We start from the raw sequence: 17901 nt of genomic DNA, 5'->3' as shown, positions 1-17901 counted from the left end.
TGACCGAGGGGTAAAGGAAGGCTAGTGTTCGCTACAGGGGCGGCAGTCTTCGGAGTATAGGAGTAAGTCGAGTGAAACGTTTTCTCGCGAGCGTGGTCCTTGCGGCCGCAGTCGTCGTGTCGGGGGCAACTGCCAGTCTGGCGAACCGCCTCGTCGCGCATGTCGATATTTCCAGGCAAACCATGACCGTCAAGAAAGACGGGCGGACGCTTTACAACTGGCGGGTCAGCACCGCGCGCAAAGGCTACCGCACGCCTACGGGCAAGTGGAGCCCGACGCGCATGCACAAGATGTGGCACTCGCGCAAATACAACATGTCGCCGATGCCTTATTCGATCTTTTTCTATGGCGGATATGCCATCCACGGCACGAATGCGGTGAATGCGCTCGGCCGGCCGGCATCGCATGGCTGCATTCGTCTGGATACCGGCAATGCCCGCAAGCTCTACCAGCTGACCAAGCAGGTTGGCCCACGCAACATGCGCGTCGTCATTACGCACTGAGCAGATCGACGAATGTCACGGACGAGGCCGGCTGTTCAGCCGGCCTTTTTCTTGCCCGTCGATCTCGATCGTGATGCTTCACGGATGGTCCAGCGACGGTGCGCCCACAGCCACTGGTCCGGATATTCGCGCACCCAGCGTTCGACGATATCGTTGAGCAACTGGGCTGAGGCATTGATATCGATCTCCCCCTGCTCATTGCGTGGCAGTTCGATCGCTTCCTCGAGCTCGACACGAAAGCGGCCTCCGGGGAGGCGGATGCACCGGGCCGGATAAACGGGCACGTCGTATTGGCGCGCCAGTTTTGGGAGCAGTGGATTGGTCTTCACGGGGCGGCCGAAAAACGTGCCCGGGACGCCGCGATCGAATTTCTGATCGACCAGCACGCCCACGCTTCCGCCCTTGTCGAGTGCGCGCGCCAACCCCCAGGCGGCACCGGCCTTTGAGGGAACGAGATGTCCCATGGCCGTTCGACGCGCCGCAAGGAGGCGTTTGGCGACGTAGGGATTGTTGGGCGGGCGGAACAACGCCGTGACATCCAGGCCATAGGTCGCCGCACAGACCGTCAGCAATTCGAAGTTTCCGGTATGGGCCGAGAAGAAGATGCAGGGTTCGTTGCGCTCGTGAAGGCGCCTGAAGATCTCCTCTCCCTTGACCTCGATCAGGCCTTCCCCCGGCCTTTCCGGATCGTAGTCGATCAGGGATTCCAGATAGGCATATTCCGCGCCGAGCCGGAAAAGACTGCGCCACGATTTGCGCGCAATATCCCGAATCTCGGCTTCGCTCTTTTCTGGAAAGGCCAGGCGCAGGTTTTCCAGTACCAATCCGTGGCGGCCGCTGATCGGGCCGAGGAGTTGGCCTAGTTCTGCACCGACCATGATGGCCTGGCGCGCCGGCAGAAGCCGTGCGATGGCGAGCAGGGCGAATACCAGTTGCGCGACCAGCCAGTACCGGACGCGGGCAAGAACCTTCAGCGCGCCTAGAACGGATTTCCTCATCGGCACTCCGCTATCCGACCTTGAGGACGATCTTTCCGAAGACGTCTCGGGTTTCCATTCGCGCCAGCGCAGCCGCTATGCCGTCGAAATCGACCTCGGTATCGACAACGGGATGGACGATGCCGCGCGCCATCTTTTGCATGGCGTTCGCCATGTTCTCCATGCGGCAGCCGAAGGACCCGATGATGCGGAACTGCTGCTGAAAAAGCATCATCAGGTTCATCTGCGTCGAAACGCCGGAGGTCGAGCCGCAGGTGACCAGTCGGCCGCCACGCTTCAGCGACAGCATGGAGCCGGCCCAGGTATCCGCGCCGACATGTTCGAAGACGACATCGACGCCCTTCTTCTTCGTCAGCTTGCGCACGACGCCCTCGAACCGGTCTTCGCGATAGTTGATCACGTGGTCGGCGCCGAGTGCTTTCGCCGGCTCGATCTTGGCGTCCGATCCGACGGTCGTGATGACAGTGCAACCCATCTTCCTGGCAAGCTGGATCGCCGCCGTGCCGATGCCCGAACCGCCGGCATGCACCAGGACGGTTTCGCCGGGCTGAAGCGCCGCATTGTCGAACAGCATATGCTCGACCGTGCCGAACGTGATCGGCGCAAGCGCGGCACCTGTCTCATCGACGCCGGGAGGGGCGGGGACGAGGTTGCGTGCGGGCAGGTTGATCATCTCCTGGGCGAACCCGTCGAGATGGAAGCCGTGCACGCCCGCGACGTTCTCGCATAGATTGTCGCGCCCTTCCTTACAGGGGCCGCACAGGCCGCAGGTATGGGCGCCGAAGATCGAAACGAGCTGGCCCGGTTTCAGACCGGCCACGCCATGGCCGATCGTATCGACATAGCCCGATGCTTCCGCACCGATGACGAGCGGCATCTTGCGCTTGGCGAAGGCCATTCCACGCCAGCCCCAAACGTCGATGTGATTGAGCGCGACCTTGGATATCCGCACGGTGACCTCGCCGATGCCGGGTGGTGGCGGCGGCGGCAAATCCGCTTCGACGAGCTTGCGATCTTCCACGAGCTGCAATGCCCGCATGGCAGTTCCTTCCCGAGCCTTTTGATGGCGGTGGCTTAAGCGGGTTCAGCCGCTATGACAAGGCAGGTGTTCTGGCCGCCGAAACCGAAGGAATTCGACAGGACACGCCCGACCTTCGCCTCCCGCTTCGCGTTCGGCACCACGTCGAGTTCGATCGCCGGATCGGGATTGAGGTGGTTGATGGTCGGCGGAAGCGTGCCCGTGCGGATGGTCATCAGCGAGAACACCGCCTCGATTGCGCCGGCGGCCGTCAGGGTGTGTCCGATCATCGACTTGTTGGAAGAGATCGGGATCGACGCCATTGCGTCGCCGAAGACCGTCGATAGCGACAGACTTTCCATCTTGTCGTTTTCCGGCGTCGAGGTGCCATGGGCGTTGATGTAGTCGATATCGTCGGTCGCGACCCCTGCATCGTCGAGCGCGGCGCGCACGGCGGCGATGGCCGGCGACCCGTCCGGTTTAGAACGGGTGCGATGGAAGTCGTCGGCCCATTCGCCGCACCCTTCCAGGATGCCGAGAATCGTGGCGCCGCGCGCTTTTGCGCTTTCCAGCGATTCCATCACGAAAGCGCCTGCGCCCTCGGCCATGACGAAGCCGTCGCGATCCTTCGAGAACGGTTTGGAGGCTTTTTCCGGCACGTCGTTCTGGGTCGAAAGGGCGGAGAGGAGCGAGAAGCGGATGAGCGCCTCCGCGGTCACCGAGCCGTCCGTGCCGACGGATACGACGCGCTCGGCCTCGCCGCGGCGAATCGCCTCCGCACCGAGCTGTATGGCCGTCGCGCCGGAGGCGCAGGCGGTCGACAGGGTGATCGGCAGGCCGCGTGAGCCGATGCGGCGTTGCAGCCGACCCGCGACCGTGCCGAATTGACCGGAGCGGAAGAATTCCTCGTGCACGCCGGTCCGGGCGGCCAGAAGCATGCGGTCGTAACCGGCTTCGCCGCCACCCGCCTTGGCGCCTTCGCTGTCGAGCGCAAGGCGCTGTCGCCATTCCAGTTCGACGGGTGGTGCGGCCAGAAACAGCGGGCCGCCGAAATCGTCGGCGGAAAGCCCCGATTCCCCGATCGCCTCGAGGACGGCGGCCTCGGCGAGGGCATATGTCAGCGCCGTCGAACCTGCCTCCGGCGGGGTCATGAAATCGACCGTCCCGGCGATCTTGGTGCGAAGATGTTCGGTCGGGAACCGGCTGATGGCGTGAATGCCGGATTGGCCGTCTGTCAGTTTCGACCAGTTTTCGTCCTTGCCCGCCCCAAGCGACGAGACGACGCCCGCGCCGGTTATCGCGACGATTGGCCGTCCGGCATGATCGAGTGTTCTGGTCATGCGCCGGCTCCGTCGGCTTTGGTCACAATCGCCATGCCTTCGGCCGCGTCGAAACCGACCGTGACCACGCCGATCGATTTCGGCGCGTCGCTTGTCTTCGCTTCGAAACTGTCGTCGAGAACGGGAATTGCCTCGCCCTTCGACAGCGAAAGGGCGGCAAGCGCGACGGCAAGCGGAAACTGCGCCTCGCACAGATGGCCCGTCGCCGTCGAGACGCCGCGTACCGGGGTGTCCGGCAGGCTTTCCGAAAGAAAGGCTTTCTCGTCGGCAGTGCGCGCGTGGCTGCCGGAGGCGGCCGAAACGATCATATCGGCGTCGGCGATTGCGGTCTCTCCGGCGAGCCGGTCCAGCCGCTTGCGGGTTTCCGCCGAATCCGTCGGCCCGAGGTCCGCCGCGACATCTCCTATTGCGGCATAGATCCGCGCGCCGCGTGCTTGCGCATGGGCGCGGCTTTCCAGCGTCAGGAAGGCGCCGCCGGACCCCGTCACGACACCGCCGCCTTCGCTCCGCGCGCGCTGCCACACCGGACGCCATGGATCACGCATCAGGTAGTGGCCGAGTTCGTAGCTGAGCAGCATGTCGGGATGTTCGGTGTTGTAGGCGCCGCCGACAAGCAGATGCGTGCTCTGACCCGAGCGTATGCGGGCTGCGGCGGACTGGATGGCGGAGATGCCCGAGCCTTCCTCGCCCATGAAGGTGCGCGAGGACCCCGTGACCTTGTGGACGATGGAGATATTGCCCGCGAGCAGGTTGGATAGCTGGGCCAGGAACAGCGTTGGACGCAGTTCACTGGTCAGCACCTCGTTGATGATGGTGCCGGTGTCCGTCTCTCCGGCCGCGATCCGGCCAAGGATGATCGTATCGACATCCACATCGCGTTCGCCACCGCCTGCGGCGACCACGAGGTCCATCGTGGCGCAAAGCGCTTCGTTGCCCTTGATTCCGGCATCCTCCAGCGCGAGGCCGGCCGTGTATGTGCCGATGCGCTGCCAGGCTTCCATCTGGCGCTGATCGCCACGCTTGGCGATCTGCTGAGACCAGTCGACCTCGGGGACCGGATGGACGGTATAGGGCGCGAAACGCTCGCTATCGATCGTCGGGGCGTCGAACGCGCATAGCGCTTCCCAATTGGCGTCCGCCCCCTCGCCAAGCGAGGTGAGCAGGCCAATGCCTGTGATGACGACGTCGTCTGGGCTGGACATCGGTTGCTTCTCGCGGGAAACGGGGCGTCAGGCGGCCTTGGCGGCCACGAGTTCGTCGATCTTGGCGCAAAGGTTCTTCAGGACGAAATACTCTTCGGTCGCAACCTTGCCGTCATTGACATCCTGGGTCCACTGTTCGAGCGGAATCTTGATGCCGAATTCCTTGTCGATGGCGAAGACGATATCGAGGAAATCCAGGCTGTCGATGCCGAGATCGTCGATCGTGTGGCTTTCCGGGGTGATCGACTCGCGTTCGATTTCGCTCGTGTCTGCGATGATGTCGGCGACTTTGTCGAATGTGGTTGACACTGTAGGGTCCTTCGCTTGCAGGCGCCCGGCCGGGGAGGAAGTGGCGCCGTGTCATTCGTTCTCGGCGCTCTCTAGCGTGTTTGAGCGTCAAGGAAAAGGCCGTAGTCGCCGACACTTGCAACCCTGAGGCGAAAATGAATGTGGTTTCGCGTCGCGACCCGTCGTAGACAAGGCGAAGATGAGTCGGAGGACGGGTTTTGGTGGAAGTCTGGGGAAGTCTGGCGAGTGGCGAACCGGTGCATCGGGTTGCGATTGCGGGGGGCGGCCTGACCGCGCAGGTCATCACGCGGGGTGCGGCAATCCAGAGCCTTTTTCTCGACGGTCATGATGCGCCTCTCGTGCTCGGATTCGACCGAATCGAGGACTACGAGACCCATTCGCCCTATTTCGGCGCGACTGCGGGGCGCTTCGCCAACCGGATCGCCGGAGCGCGGTTTACGCTCGACGGCGCGGAATACCGGCTCGACTCGAACGACCACGGTCATTGCCTGCATGGCGGGTCGCGTGGTTTTTCCGAGCGGCTGTGGACAATCGAGGACCACGGGCAAAGCCATGTGGTCCTGCGTCTCGAAAGCGTGGATGGCGATATGGGATTTCCGGGTGCGGTGACGGCGCGCTGCCGCTACGAACTGGCCGGGGAAGGCGAGTTGTGCGTTACGCTTACCGCCGAGACCGATGCGCCGACGGTTTGTGCGATGGCTCATCACAGCTATTTCAACCTGGAGGACGGGGGCGCCGGCCCCGTCACCGGCCACGAGATCGCGATCGGGGCAGACCGCTATCTGCCTGTGGATGAAACCCTCATTCCACTCGGTGCGCCGATTCCGGTCGAGGGGACACGGTTTGATTTTCGCGACATGAAGCGCGTCGATGCTTATGGAGCCGCCGCCGACTACGATCACAATTTCTGTCTGAATGACGCGGAGGGCAGGGTGCGGCAGGTGGCAGAGTTGCACGCGCCGCGCTCCGGCGTTTCCATGACCGTCACGACGGCGGAGCCGGGCCTGCAATGGTTCACCGCCCCGTCCATGCAAATGACCGTCCCCGGTCTCGGCGGGCGCATTTACGGCAATCACGCCGGCATGTGTCTCGAAACGCAGATATGGCCGGACGCGCCGAACCGGCCGGACTATCCGAGCGCCGTTCTGCGGCCGGGTGAAATCCGCGAGCAGGCGAGCGTCTACAGGTTCTCGAAACGCTAGAAGCGTAACTCGGCGAGCGAATCCATCGGCATCAGGGCGCCGTAGTGGCGGATCACCTTCGCTGCGACCGTGTGTCCGAAAAGCGCGGCCTCGCTTGCGTCGCGCCCGGCCAGCCGCGCGGCGAGATAGGCGCCGTTGAAGCTGTCACCAGCACCCGTCGTGTCGAGGGGTTCGACGGATCGCGGCGGCGCAACCGGCTCGGTCCTGAGATCGACCGCGACGAGCGCGGCGTCTCCACCCGACTTGACGACGATCTCGCCCGGACCCTGATGGCGAATTCGTTCGACCGTTTCGCCGGGTGACGCATCGCCAAACAGGGCCTGTTCGTCGTCAAAGGTCGGCAGAACGATGGACGAGACCGCATAGCCGGCATTGATCGCCGTTCTGGCCGCGCCGATATCGGCCCACAGTCGCGGCCGGTAGTTGGGGTCGAAGGCGACGACCGAATCGCGAGACCGGGCGGACTCGATGATGGAGAGGAGATCGTCGCGGGCGCGTTCGGCGAGGATCGCGAGCGTTATACCGGAAAAATAGATCAGGCCCGCGCCATGGAGGCTCTCCGTAAGCGCGTCTCGATCGTCGGCGAGACAGCGGGCGGCGGCGCTTTCGCGCCAGTAGGTGAAGGAGCGTTCGCCATGCGCATCCAGCGTGATGGCGTAGAGGCCCGGAACGCGCCCCGGGATGACCGGGCTGTTGGCGATGCCTATGCCGTAATGACGCAGAAAGGCGATCTGCTCGCGCGAGAAGGGGTCGTCGCCGAAGGCGGACACATAGTCGGTCTCCGCCGATTGCGGCGAGAGTGCGCGCAGATACCACAGCGTGTTGAGCGTGTCGCCGGCGAAGCCCTGCCGCCATGTCGTGCCTTCGCGGCCGGACAGTTCGATCATGCTTTCGCCAATGGAGACGATACGGGTCATGTTCCTGCTCGCTGGTCGAGACGATTTGTCGGCGCGATACAGCATGGCCGACCCGGCTTGGCAAGAATGCCCGGCGCGCGATGACGGATTTGTGCCGAAGTGCTTTCTTGCATGGCCATTTCGCTCGTGTTTTCAGTCTGGTTCGCCGATGGTTTTCCACTGTCGTATGAATGTCATCTGCGGCGGTAGAATAGGAGCAACCGAAGTGGGGCAGGCGGTCGGTCATCATGCATGTAAAGGCTGTGATCTTCGATTGGGCCGGGACGCTGGTCGATTTCGGCTCGCTGGCGCCGGTGCTCGCCTTGCAGCGGGTCTTCGAGGAATCCGGTATCGCAATACCGGTCGAGGACGTTCGCGCCGATATGGGGCTCGGCAAACTCGACCATATCCGCGCAATCGGCGCGAAGCCGCGTGTCGCGCGCGCCTGGTCCGATGGCCGCGGCGGCGCGGAGTTCCAGGAAAGCGACGCTGAAGGGCTGCACGAGCGGTTTCGAACGCTGAACCGTCATATTGCCAGCGAACGCGGCAAGCTGATCAGCGGCGTTCCAAAGGTCTGCCGGACGTTGCGCGAACGCGGCATCGCGATCGGCAGCACTACCGGTTATTCGCGCGACATCATGGAGCCGGTCATCTCGGTCGCGCGGGCGCAGGGCTTCGAGGCGGATGTGGTCGTTTGCGCGGACGATGTTTCGGAGTCGCGCCCTTCGCCGCTGGCGATGTATCAAGCCATGGTTTCGCTCGGCGTCTATCCCGCATCCGCGATCATCAAGGTCGACGATACGATACCCGGGCTGATGGAAGGCAAGGCAGCCGGTGCCTGGACCGTCGGAATCAGCGAGACGGGCAACGAGATGGGAATGGCGGAGGAGGCGTTCGCGGCGCTCCCGGCCCGCGAAAGGCTCGATCTCGCCAATGCCGCTGCCAAGCGGCTGACCGATGCCGGTGCGGACTATGTGATCGGCTCGGTGGCCGATCTTGTCGGAATCGTGGATGACATCAATGAACGGCTCGCCGACGGAGAGCGGCCCGAATTGCTGGAATACGAAACGGAAGCGGTCTGACAGTCGATTTCGGCCCGAATATTACGCCGGATAAATAAGCCTGCGAAATTTCGCATGGTTGTCACAAGGTTGGCGTAGCAGGATCGAACCGATTCAGGAGCCTGATTCGCAGCCATGCGCTACGCCATCTACTTTACGCCACCAAGGGATCACCCGCTGACGCGCGCCGCGTCGAGCTGGCTCGGGCGCGATGCCTTTTCCGGGCTGACCCTGCCGCATGCCGAGCGTACGGGCCTCGCGCTGGGTGAACTGGCCTATTTCACCGCTGTTCCGCGCCGCTACGGGTTCCATGGCACGCTAAAAGCGCCGTTCCGGCTCGCCGACGGTTACACCGAGGCCGACCTGTCCGCGGCCGTGCGGACATTCGCCGAGGATGTCGAACCGGTGACGATCGACCGTGTCGCGGTCGCGCGGCTCGGCGGTTTCTTCGCGATCGTGCCCGAGGAACCGAACCGGGCGCTCGACGAGTTCGCCGGCAGGGTGGTCGCGGTTTTCGACAAGCTTCGCGCGCCGCTGACCGAGAAGGAATTCCAGCGGCGGGATCCCGAACGTCTATCGACCTCTCAACTGCGCAACCTGCAGAACTGGGGCTACCCTTACGTCTTCGACGACTTCCGCTTCCATATGACGTTGACGGGCCATGTGGAGCCGGACGACAGGCCGCGCCTCCATGCGGCGCTGGACAGGCACTTCAGCCACGTCCTGTCCGAGCCGCTGGAGATCGATCATCTGGCTATCTTCGTCGAACGCGAAACCGGCGCGCCTTTCGAAGTGCATTCGATGTATCCCATCGAGCCTGTCGGCAAGCGCCGTTTCGCCTAGCCTTCTTGTATCAAAGCCTTGCGCGTTCGCGCAGCAGGCCACCGAAATGGTCGGCCTCTTGTGCGCCCGCTTCGAGCGCGAACACATAGGCCTGCGTCCAGAAGAAACAGGCCGCATCGGCGTCGCCGGCCGCACTCAGTAGGTCCGCCGCTTCTCCGTAGAGCTGTGCGAGACGCGGTCCGTCCTGCGCCGCGTGCGCGGCGAGGAGGGCTGTGTCGAGATCGCCGAGCGCGGGATGCGGCATCGCGTTACCGGGTCAGTTGGGTGGCGACCCAGTGGTGGAACATGTGGGTCGGGCTGTCCATGACGGGCGAAAAGCGCCCGCCGTCGAAATCGACCGCGTGCCGTCCCTGCTGCATGCCTTCGACGACGAAGACATCTTCTTCGAAGACTTCTTTCCACTGCGTCGTATTGCGGTTGCGCAAGGCTTGGTAGCCGGGCCCGACCGATGCCTCGTCGTGATAGTAGATCTCGACATGCTCGATTGTCCGATCGACCGAGATCGGTTCCAGCAGGATCGCGAAGGAATGGTCGCGATGCACGCCAAACAGCACGTTCGGGTAGAGTGCGATGTATTCGGCGGCTGTGTCCCATTTCGGGCTCAGTTTCGGAGCGTCGCCGAAAACCTGGCCGTTCTCGCCCGCCATCTGCCGGTAAACCATCGTGCCCTGGCCGGAAAACGCGCCCGGTTCTTCGATGTGATAGTGATCCTCGAGCCGGGAATAGCTGTTCAGGCCGGGATGCACCCATGGCAGGTGGTAGCTCTCGCAGTAGTTCTCGACGGCGAGTTTCCAGTTGGTGGCGACATCGAGCGCGAAGCCGGAATCGGCGCCGGAATGATGAAGCGGCATTTCAAATTCTTTCCAGCGGTCGATCGCCTTCGAATGTGCTTCTTCGAAGGGTAGCGCATCGCCGGAAATGTTGACGAAGACCACGTCGCGCCAGACATGCGAACGCACTTCGATCAGGCCCAGTTCGTCGCGGCAGATGGCCTCATGGGCATTATGGCCCGGTCCGCCGACATGCGGGGTCGCTTTCAACGCGCCGTCGAGGTCGTAGCACCAGGAATGGTATGCGCATCGGATGGCGCCGCGAATGCGCCCCGGTTCGCGCACCAGGATCATGCCGCGATGGCGGCAGATATTCTGGAATACCCTTACATTGCCGTCGCGGCCACGGATGATGACGAGTGGCTGACCGAGGAAGGTCAGCGGTTTGGCATCGCCATTCTCGGGAACGTCCTTGGCGAAGCCTATGCCGGCCCAATTGTCGAAAAATACACGTTCCCTGTCGGCTTCGAACCATGCCGGATCGATATAGTGCCGGTTCGACAGCCCGTTCGCCGTCGCCACGGGTTGGAGAACACGGGACAGATCCGCATCCGTCAGCCGCTGGTCCATGCCATACCTCCACGTGTTTCCTGCTTGTGGAATGGATTTTGCGGTAGCGAATCCGGTTTGGACATGCGGATTTGAGAAATCTCCATGTCCAAACGCGACGCCGGGTCGCGATTGACCTCAAAACCTGTTTGACATACTCCACTTTATCCAGACCCAACCAAATCGGGCTATCGACACCGGCCGTGTTCCAATTTCCCCTGAAAACGCTCGCCTGGATCGGCGCGGGACTGTGCATCGTCCCGATCGCCGCTGTCGGCGTGACCGCGCTCGGCGGCACGCTCGAGACGTGGTCGGGGCTCTGGGAAACGGTGATGCCCCGCTATATCTGGAATACGATCCAGCTCTCGCTGCTGGTCGCGATCGGCACAGCGGCGACGGGAACCGGGGCGGCCTGGCTGGTCACGATGTGCCGCTTTCCGGGTAGTCGGATCCTCGAGATTGTGCTCGCGTTGCCGCTGGCCTTTCCCGGCTACGTGCTGGCTTACGCCTATACCGACCTGCTCGATCATCCGGGTCCCGTGCAGACTGCGCTCAGGGCGTTAACTGGCTGGGGACCGCGCGATTACTGGTTCCCGGAAATCCGCTCGCTGCAGGGTGCGGCGCTGATGTTGATCTTCGTGCTCTATCCCTATGTCTACCTGCTGGCGCGGGCGGCGTTTCTGCGGCAGTCGCCGACGGCCTATTTCGCTGCGCGCACGATGGGACACGGCCCGTGGAGCGCCTTTCTTCGGGTGAGCCTGCCCGTGGCGCGACCTGCTATTGCCGGTGGCACGATCCTGGCGCTGATGGAGACCATTGCGGATTTCGGCACGGTCGCTCATTTCGGCGTTCAGACATTCGCGACAGGCATCTACCAGGCCTGGTTTTCCATGGGGGACCGCGCGGCGGCCTCGCAGCTTGCCTTCTGTCTAATGCTGGCGGCGCTCTTTCTGGTCGTTCTGGAATCCAGCCAGCGCGGCGGGGCCAAGCACCATCAGGCCGGCAATCGCAACGAGGCCATGACGCTGCATTATCTTTCAGGATGGCGGGCGATGGCGGCGATCCTGGCTTGCCTGATCCCGGTCATGGCGGGGTTCGTTATCCCGCTGATCGTATTGTTCGAAATGGCGGTCTCCTCCGGGCAGAACCCGTTCGAGGCGCGCTATCTCGATTTCACGATCAATTCCCTGACCCTTGCCGGCGTCGCCGCCATCCTGACGGTGATCGGCGCGGTGATCGTCGGTTATCGCGTCCGGCTGGCGCCGGGCAGGGCGGCCGCGATCACCAAGACCTTGTCGGGTATCGGCTATGCGCTGCCCGGATCAGTGATCGCCGTCGGGCTGCTGGTGCCTTTCGCGCGGCTCGACAACACGATCGACGCCTTCATGCGCGAGCATTTCGACATCTCGACCGGGCTTCTCTTCACCGGCTCGATCGCGCTTCTGGTGATGACTTATATCGTGCGTTTCATGGCCGCGGCCTTGTCGGCATTCGATACGGGCATCAGCCAGATCAGGCCGAATGTCGACGCCGTGGCGCGTACGCTCGGCTCCGGCACACTTGGCATGCTGCTGCGCATTCACCTGCCGCTGATGCGCGCGAGCCTTCTGACAGCCGTGCTGATCGTCTTCGTCGATACGATGAAGGAACTGCCGGCGACGCTGATCCTGCGCCCGTTCAATTTCGACACGTTGGCCGTGCAGGCACATAGGCTCGCCTCCGACGAGCGCCTGGCACAGGCGGCAGTACCGTCGCTGGTCATCGTCGCCTTCGGTCTCCTGCCGGTGATCCTGCTGTGCCGGACCATTGCCCAGACACAGCAGACCCGCATGCTGACGCGGCCGCGTACGCCGTTTTCCGGCCCGCGTCCGGCCGGTTCGGGAGACCAGTCCCCGGTAACCGCCGCGCAATGAAAAAACCGCCTGAAACCAATGGCCTCAGGCGGTTCGCGAAGAGTTTGATTCAGACGGTTTCGGCGTCTTACTTGAAGCCGACTGTGTTGAAGATGTTCTGCGCCTCGGTCTGGAATTCACCGAGCGCATGCAGGTTCAGGTCGTCGCGCTTGAACGTGCCGAGCTGGGTGACCGAAGCCGACAGCCCGACACCCTCGACGACCGGATACTCGTCATTGCCGGACGCGAAATACTCCTGCGCCGAATCGGAGGAGAGATATTCGAGGAACCGGATTGCGTTGTCGCGGTTTGGCGCGTTCGTCAGCACGCCGGCCGCAGAGACATTCACATGCGTGCCATTGCCGTCCTGGTCGGGGAAGACCCAGCCGATCCCGTCGGTTCCCTCGCTCAGCCCATCGACCTCGATGCGCAGTGCACGCGCGAAATAATAGGTGTTGGCGACGGCGATGTCGCATTCGCCGGAAACAAGGCCCCTGAGCTGGTCCGTGTCGCCACCCTGCGGCTGGCGGGCGAGGTTGTTCTTGAGGCCCTCGACCCAGGCTTCCGCTTCCTCCGGACCGTTTTCAGCGATGCGCGAGGCGAGCAGCGAGAGATTGTAGATGTTGGTCGCGGAGCGAATGCAGATCTGGCCCTTGTATTTCGGATCGGCGAGGTCGGCATAGGTCTGCGGCGGCTCGCTGACGCGGTCCTTGGCGTAGAAGATTATGCGCGCGCGCGTGGAGAAGCCGAACCAGAGATTGTCCGGATGCTGCAACTCGGCGGGGATGCGTTCTTCCAGGATATCGCTTTCAACCGGCGAGAGCAGGTCGGCGTCGGCGGCGCGCCAGATGCGGCCGGCATCGACCGTGATGAGCACGTCCGCCGGGCTGTTGGCGCCTTCCGCCTTGAGCCGTTCGATCAGCTCGTCCGCATTGCCCTCGATCCGATTAACCTGGATGCCGGTCTCTTTCTCGAAGTCGGAATAGAGCTTCTCGTCTGTGTCGTAGTGACGCGACGAGTAGAGGTTGACCTCGCCCTCCGCCAGCGCGGCCGATGCGACCGGAAGCGCGACGGAGGTTGAAAGAACGGCGGTGAGGATGCGCATGCGCAACGTCATGAGGGGCTCCCGTTTTTATATGACACTCGTTGTCATGTTTATCTGTTGGAACGCGCGGAGACTGTCAAGAAAAAAACTTAACTGGAAAGGTGAGGTTTATCTGGAATCGTTCCAGACTAGGGTCTATATGATGTTACGTAACGGAGACGATCCATGCGCCTGACGAAACAGACCAACTACGCCTTCCGCATTCTCATGTATTGTGCGGTGAAGGACGGAGAACTGAGCCGCGTTGCCGAGATCGCGAAGGCATATGGCGTGTCGGAGCCGTTTTTGTTCAAGATTCTGCAGCCTCTGGCCGAAGGCGGGGTGATCGAGACCGTTCGCGGGCGCAATGGCGGTATCCGACTGGCGCGCAAAGCCAGCGACATCACGCTTCTCGACGTTGTTCGCCTGACGGAGGACAGTTTCTCCATGGCCGAATGTTTCGAGCGCGAGGACAGCGATTGTCCGCTGGTCGAGACCTGCAAGCTTTCGGCGGCGCTGCGCGAGGCGCTGAACGCATTCTTCGGCGTTCTTGCCAGCCATTCGATCGACGATCTGGCACGGCCGAACGACGGTATCGGTTTCCTGCTTGGTCTCGAGCGCCGCAAGGAAGCGCTGGCGCCTGCCTGAGCCGGCCTCGGGCCTGTGCGCTTCACCGAGCGTTACCGATCTTCTCCAAAGGATTGATAATGTTTCACCATGTTTTGGGTGACATGGCGAAGCCGCTCGCCCTATTGTTCGCGGGTCCGGTGAGCATGCCGGGCATCGAACCAGCCGGGTGAACAAAATCGAGGGGAGGATTGCCACCATGAGCCGCACAAACGGAAGCGAAACACCGCGCCACGCCGAAAAGACCTCGACGGGATTGGCGACGGCGTTTGCCGCATCGCTGCTGCTCGCGATTGCCTTGCCCGGCACGGCTGCCGCGCAATTGACGAGTGAGGTGACCGCAGGCGGAACTGCCGGCGGCCAGGCGGTCGAATCCGACACAGTGACCGAAACGACCGATCTCGAAGCGCCGCGACCGGCGCTCTCGGCGTCGCAGAGCATTGATCTCGATGTCTCCAAGGGACGCGACAGCGAAAACGCGGATGCCGGCGATATCGTATCGGTGACCGTGTCGGTCTCCAACGAAGGCAATTTCCCGGTGCAGACGGTGATCGTCGATGGCGCGACGCTGACGATCGCGGGCAACGCGATCCAGCTCGAACCGGCCAGTTTCTCTCCGTCGAGCGCGGATATCGCGACCGGCGAATCGGCGACCTTCACGACGACCTATGCCCTGACCAGCGCGGATGTGTATGGCGCAGCGGCGGGCGACGGCATTTCCGTTCGAAGCGGCGCGATGGGCAAGTCTGCTGAGCAGAGCGTTTCCGCCCGCGCCGAGCCCGGCAACATTGTCGTCGCGGCCAACCCGAAGCTGGCGATCAGCTCGTCGAGCGACATGGAAAAGGCCGAGGGCAACGAAGGCGAGGGCGCCGAAACGGGTGACAGGATCACCTACAAATACCGGGTGGAAAATGTCGGAAACGTCGCGGTCGCGGATGTCGGCGTGACGGTCAAGCTCAGCGGCAAGACGTTGACCTCCGCCGGTTCGCCGGCCGACGGCATCGATCCTTTCGCCGTCGAGGTTGCGAGTGAGGATGCGCTGGCGGTCAATTCCGATTTGCCCGAAACACAAGGCGTCTACGACAATCTGGGGCCGGGCGGTGCAGTTGTCTTCACCCACGTCCATACCGTGACGCAGGCGGAATTCGAGGCTCAATAGACTGCAATGCATGACCGGCAGGCGCGGCTGTGAACCGGCGACTTTCAATCAAAAAGAACAGGAAGCGCCCGAAACGACCGTTTCGGATCGGGTTCGCGCTCTGCCTGTGCATGTCCATTATTGCCAGGCCTGTGGCTGCCGACATCATCAACAGCGCGGTGGCGTCCGGCGTTCATGACGGCGCGTCGGTCCAGTCGGGCGGTGCGCAGGTTTCCACCAGCGTGGAGCCGGGCGTCGCATCCATGCATGTCGAGGTCGAGGCGGCGATCGGCGGGGACAGCGCGCCGGGTTTGCCGGAGGGTGACAGGATCGGCTTCATCATCGCGGTCAGCAATGACGGCAATGTCGGGCTCACCGGAGTCAGGCTGACGCTGGAACTGAAACAGGGGGCGGAAACCTTCGCGCCCTCCGATCCGCCTGGCTACAGTGGCGGCGATGTCGAAAATCCCGGTATTCTGGATCGTGGCGAGACCTGGCGTTTTGCCGCCGGTCAACTTCTCCAGCGCTCGAATGTCGAGGCCGGCAGCGAGATCACGGCGACGGTGACGGCGGTCGGAAAAGTGGACGGCCGAACCATAACGGACATCACCGCGCTGGATGTCGAGATTCCGCCGCTACAGGGCGTCGAGCGGCGCCTCATCTCGCTGGCGCATACGCCGAGTACGACAGAAGCGAGCGTCGGCGACCAGGTCGATTACACGATCACGGTCAGCAATCGCAGCACGAGGCCGCTCTCGGTGCGGCTGCGCGCCTTGCTGGCGGAAGATACGGCGCTGGTGCCGGGTAGCGTGTTCATCGATCGAAAGGTGATCGACATCGTTCAGGACGAGCAGAGGATCGATTTCGGCACGCTCGAGGTTCCGGCGCGGGGCAGCGTGTCGCTGCGCTATCTCGGTGAAATCCGCGAGGCGTCGCTGCGCGGCTATCAGGTGAATACGGCGCAGATCGCCGACCCGGAAACGCTGATCCCGCTCCTGCCGCCTTCCACGGCCGCGGTGAAGACCGGTGAGATCCAGCAAAGCTCCTGTGCGGGCATTTCGCTCCTCGTCTACGAGGACAAGAACCGGAACGGCGTCGCCGACCCGACCGAGGCGCGAGTATCCGGCGTGCGGATCGCCCTCGATGGCGGACGTATCCTGACCACCGGGTTGAAGGGCGGCTTCACTTCGCCCTGCCTTCCCGTGTCTCGGCTCGCAAATCTCGAGGAACGGTTCGAACTCGACGAGGCGACGCTGGAGGAGGGCTATCACGCAGTCACGTCCAATCCGGTATCGCTTCGCCTCCAGCCGGGTTCGAGCAATACCGTTTCTTTCGGTGTCGCGTCGGCGCGGGTGGTGCGCGTCGATCTGAACGCGGCCGCTTTCCTTCGAAACGAGGCGGTGCCCGACGCCGAACTGGAAGAGGGGATCACCCGCCTGATCTCGCTTCTTGCGCGTGAGCCCTCCGTCGTTCGGCTGACCTATTTCGCGCATCGCGAGGCGATCGATCTCCCGGAGGAACGCCTGGCCGCGGTGCAACAGGCGATCCGCGATCACTGGGCGGCTTCGGGCGGCGGATACGAACTGGAGATCGAGGTCCGCGTCGTTCAGTCCGAAAGCTGACCGCGTGGAGTGTTGACGCTCACCAGATACATCGATAATTCAAGAATTATTGATATATTGGACGGGCCGCCATGGACGCTTCGCGCAAACTCGCTGCCGAATTCATCGGCACCGCCTTTCTTCTGGCGACGGTTGTCGGATCAGGAATCATGGCCGAGCGGCTGGCTGGCGGAAACGTCGCCATCGCGCTTCTCGGCAACACGATCCCGACGGGCGCGATCCTCGTTGTCCTGATCACGATGCTCGGGCCGATTTCCGGCGCGCATTTCAACCCGGCGGTGACCTTCGCCTTCTGGCTGCGCCGCGAGATCGCGGCGCGCGACAGCTTGCTCTATATCGCCATGCAGGTGGCGGGCGGGCTCACCGGCGTGTGGGCGGCGCATCTGATGTTCGGCGAAATCGTCTTCCAGGCGTCAACCAAGATGCGCACTGGTGGGGCGCAGTGGTTTGCGGAATTCATCGCCACTTTCGGCCTTGTCTTCACGATATTCGCGACGCTGAAGGCCAGCCCGAAATCGGTCCCGATGGCGGTCGGGCTCTATATCACGGCGGCCTACTGGTTCACCGCCTCGACATCCTTCGCCAACCCTGCGGTGACCGTCGCGCGGGCCTTTTCAGACACATTCGCCGGCATCCGCCCGGCCGACATGCCTCTCTTCATCGTCATGCAGTTCATCGGTGCGGCGGCGGCCTTCGCGATTTGCCGCTGGCTGCTGTCCAGCGACGGGAAAGCGCCCGAAGCGGGTTGAAGTCATGCCGGCTATCTGATTGGAATTCCCGCACCATT

At 63.0% G+C, this 17901-nt stretch carries 18 protein-coding genes; 9 read left to right on the top strand and 9 right to left on the bottom strand.

Going from position 1 to position 17901, the window contains the following annotated elements; translation table 11 throughout:
• Positions 1–71: 71 nt before the first annotated feature.
• Positions 72–503 carry a L,D-transpeptidase gene (locus tag LC343_RS01970; RefSeq protein ID WP_223475409.1) on the top strand — a complete coding sequence of 144 codons (432 nt, stop codon included), beginning with the start codon at positions 72–74 and terminating at the stop codon, positions 501–503.
• Positions 504–538: 35 nt separating this feature from the next.
• Here LC343_RS01970 and LC343_RS01965 read toward each other — a convergent pair whose 3' ends face one another.
• Genes LC343_RS01965 through LC343_RS01945 form a run of 5 tightly spaced genes read right to left on the bottom strand, consistent with a single transcriptional unit; the run spans position 539 to position 5370 of the window.
• Complete coding sequence (locus LC343_RS01965; protein WP_223475408.1) at positions 539–1501, bottom strand: lipid A biosynthesis lauroyl acyltransferase; 963 nt, start codon at positions 1499–1501, stop codon at positions 539–541.
• 10 nt (positions 1502–1511) lie between these two features.
• Positions 1512–2540: a zinc-binding dehydrogenase gene (locus LC343_RS01960; RefSeq protein WP_223475407.1), complete on the bottom strand. Its 1029-nt coding sequence runs from the start codon at positions 2538–2540 to the stop codon at positions 1512–1514.
• 35 nt (positions 2541–2575) lie between these two features.
• On the bottom strand, positions 2576–3859 hold the full coding sequence (locus LC343_RS01955) for a beta-ketoacyl-ACP synthase (protein WP_223475406.1): 1284 nt from the start codon (positions 3857–3859) through the stop codon (positions 2576–2578).
• Positions 3856–5061, bottom strand: coding sequence for a beta-ketoacyl-ACP synthase (locus LC343_RS01950; RefSeq protein WP_223475405.1), 1206 nt, complete (start codon positions 5059–5061; stop codon positions 3856–3858). Before LC343_RS01950 ends, LC343_RS01955 begins: the two co-directional genes overlap by 4 nt.
• 27 nt (positions 5062–5088) lie before the next feature.
• Positions 5089–5370, bottom strand: a complete 282-nt coding sequence (locus LC343_RS01945; protein ID WP_223475404.1) for an acyl carrier protein — start codon at positions 5368–5370, stop codon at positions 5089–5091.
• 200 nt (positions 5371–5570) lie between these two features.
• Between LC343_RS01945 and LC343_RS01940 the strand changes: the two genes are divergently transcribed.
• A complete protein-coding gene (locus LC343_RS01940) occupies positions 5571–6572 on the top strand; it encodes an aldose epimerase family protein (RefSeq protein ID WP_223475403.1) in 1002 nt (333 codons plus the stop codon).
• On the opposite strand, the gene LC343_RS01935 is transcribed toward LC343_RS01940, so the two are convergent.
• The gene (locus LC343_RS01935; protein WP_223475402.1) at positions 6569–7489 is read right to left on the bottom strand and encodes a sugar kinase; all 921 of its coding nucleotides are present in this window, start codon (positions 7487–7489) and stop codon (positions 6569–6571) included. The genes LC343_RS01940 and LC343_RS01935 overlap by 4 nt on opposite strands.
• Before the next feature lie 227 nt (positions 7490–7716).
• Between LC343_RS01935 and phnX the strand changes: the two genes are divergently transcribed.
• Both phnX and LC343_RS01925 read left to right on the top strand, forming a co-directional pair.
• On the top strand, positions 7717–8550 hold the full coding sequence (gene phnX, locus LC343_RS01930) for a phosphonoacetaldehyde hydrolase (protein WP_223475401.1): 834 nt from the start codon (positions 7717–7719) through the stop codon (positions 8548–8550).
• A 114-nt stretch (positions 8551–8664) separates the two neighbouring features.
• Positions 8665–9372, top strand: a complete 708-nt coding sequence (locus tag LC343_RS01925) for a DUF1045 domain-containing protein (RefSeq protein WP_223475400.1) — start codon at positions 8665–8667, stop codon at positions 9370–9372.
• A 10-nt stretch (positions 9373–9382) separates the two neighbouring features.
• Here LC343_RS01925 and LC343_RS01920 read toward each other — a convergent pair whose 3' ends face one another.
• Positions 9383–9616, bottom strand: a complete 234-nt coding sequence (locus tag LC343_RS01920) for a hypothetical protein (protein ID WP_223475399.1) — start codon at positions 9614–9616, stop codon at positions 9383–9385.
• A 4-nt stretch (positions 9617–9620) separates the two neighbouring features.
• Complete coding sequence (locus LC343_RS01915) at positions 9621–10772, bottom strand: aromatic ring-hydroxylating oxygenase subunit alpha (protein ID WP_223475398.1); 1152 nt, start codon at positions 10770–10772, stop codon at positions 9621–9623.
• A gap of 182 nt (positions 10773–10954) precedes the next feature.
• Between LC343_RS01915 and LC343_RS01910 the strand changes: the two genes are divergently transcribed.
• A complete protein-coding gene (locus LC343_RS01910) occupies positions 10955–12664 on the top strand; it encodes an ABC transporter permease (protein WP_223475397.1) in 1710 nt (569 codons plus the stop codon).
• A 67-nt stretch (positions 12665–12731) separates the two neighbouring features.
• On the opposite strand, the gene LC343_RS01905 is transcribed toward LC343_RS01910, so the two are convergent.
• A complete protein-coding gene (locus LC343_RS01905) occupies positions 12732–13760 on the bottom strand; it encodes a Fe(3+) ABC transporter substrate-binding protein (RefSeq protein ID WP_223475396.1) in 1029 nt (342 codons plus the stop codon).
• A gap of 153 nt (positions 13761–13913) precedes the next feature.
• Between LC343_RS01905 and rirA the strand changes: the two genes are divergently transcribed.
• From rirA to LC343_RS01885, 4 genes are all read left to right on the top strand, one after another.
• Positions 13914–14375 (top strand): iron-responsive transcriptional regulator RirA, encoded by a 462-nt coding sequence (gene rirA, locus LC343_RS01900; protein WP_223475395.1) that lies wholly within the window; start codon positions 13914–13916, stop codon positions 14373–14375.
• Between the two features lie 178 nt (positions 14376–14553).
• The gene (locus tag LC343_RS01895) at positions 14554–15513 is read left to right on the top strand and encodes a DUF7507 domain-containing protein (protein WP_223475394.1); all 960 of its coding nucleotides are present in this window, start codon (positions 14554–14556) and stop codon (positions 15511–15513) included.
• A 110-nt stretch (positions 15514–15623) separates the two neighbouring features.
• Entirely contained in the window at positions 15624–17114 is a 1491-nt protein-coding gene (locus LC343_RS01890) for a hypothetical protein (protein ID WP_223475393.1), read from the top strand.
• Between the two features lie 71 nt (positions 17115–17185).
• Positions 17186–17863 carry an MIP/aquaporin family protein gene (locus LC343_RS01885; RefSeq protein WP_223475392.1) on the top strand — a complete coding sequence of 226 codons (678 nt, stop codon included), beginning with the start codon at positions 17186–17188 and terminating at the stop codon, positions 17861–17863.
• The last annotated feature ends 38 nt before the right edge of the window (positions 17864–17901 follow it).

Source organism: Oricola indica, from assembly GCF_019966595.1.
GTDB lineage: Bacteria > Pseudomonadota > Alphaproteobacteria > Rhizobiales > Rhizobiaceae > Oricola > Oricola indica.
The sequence above is the reverse complement of the archived record's forward strand: the minus strand, read 5'-3'. Positions and strand labels throughout refer to the sequence as shown.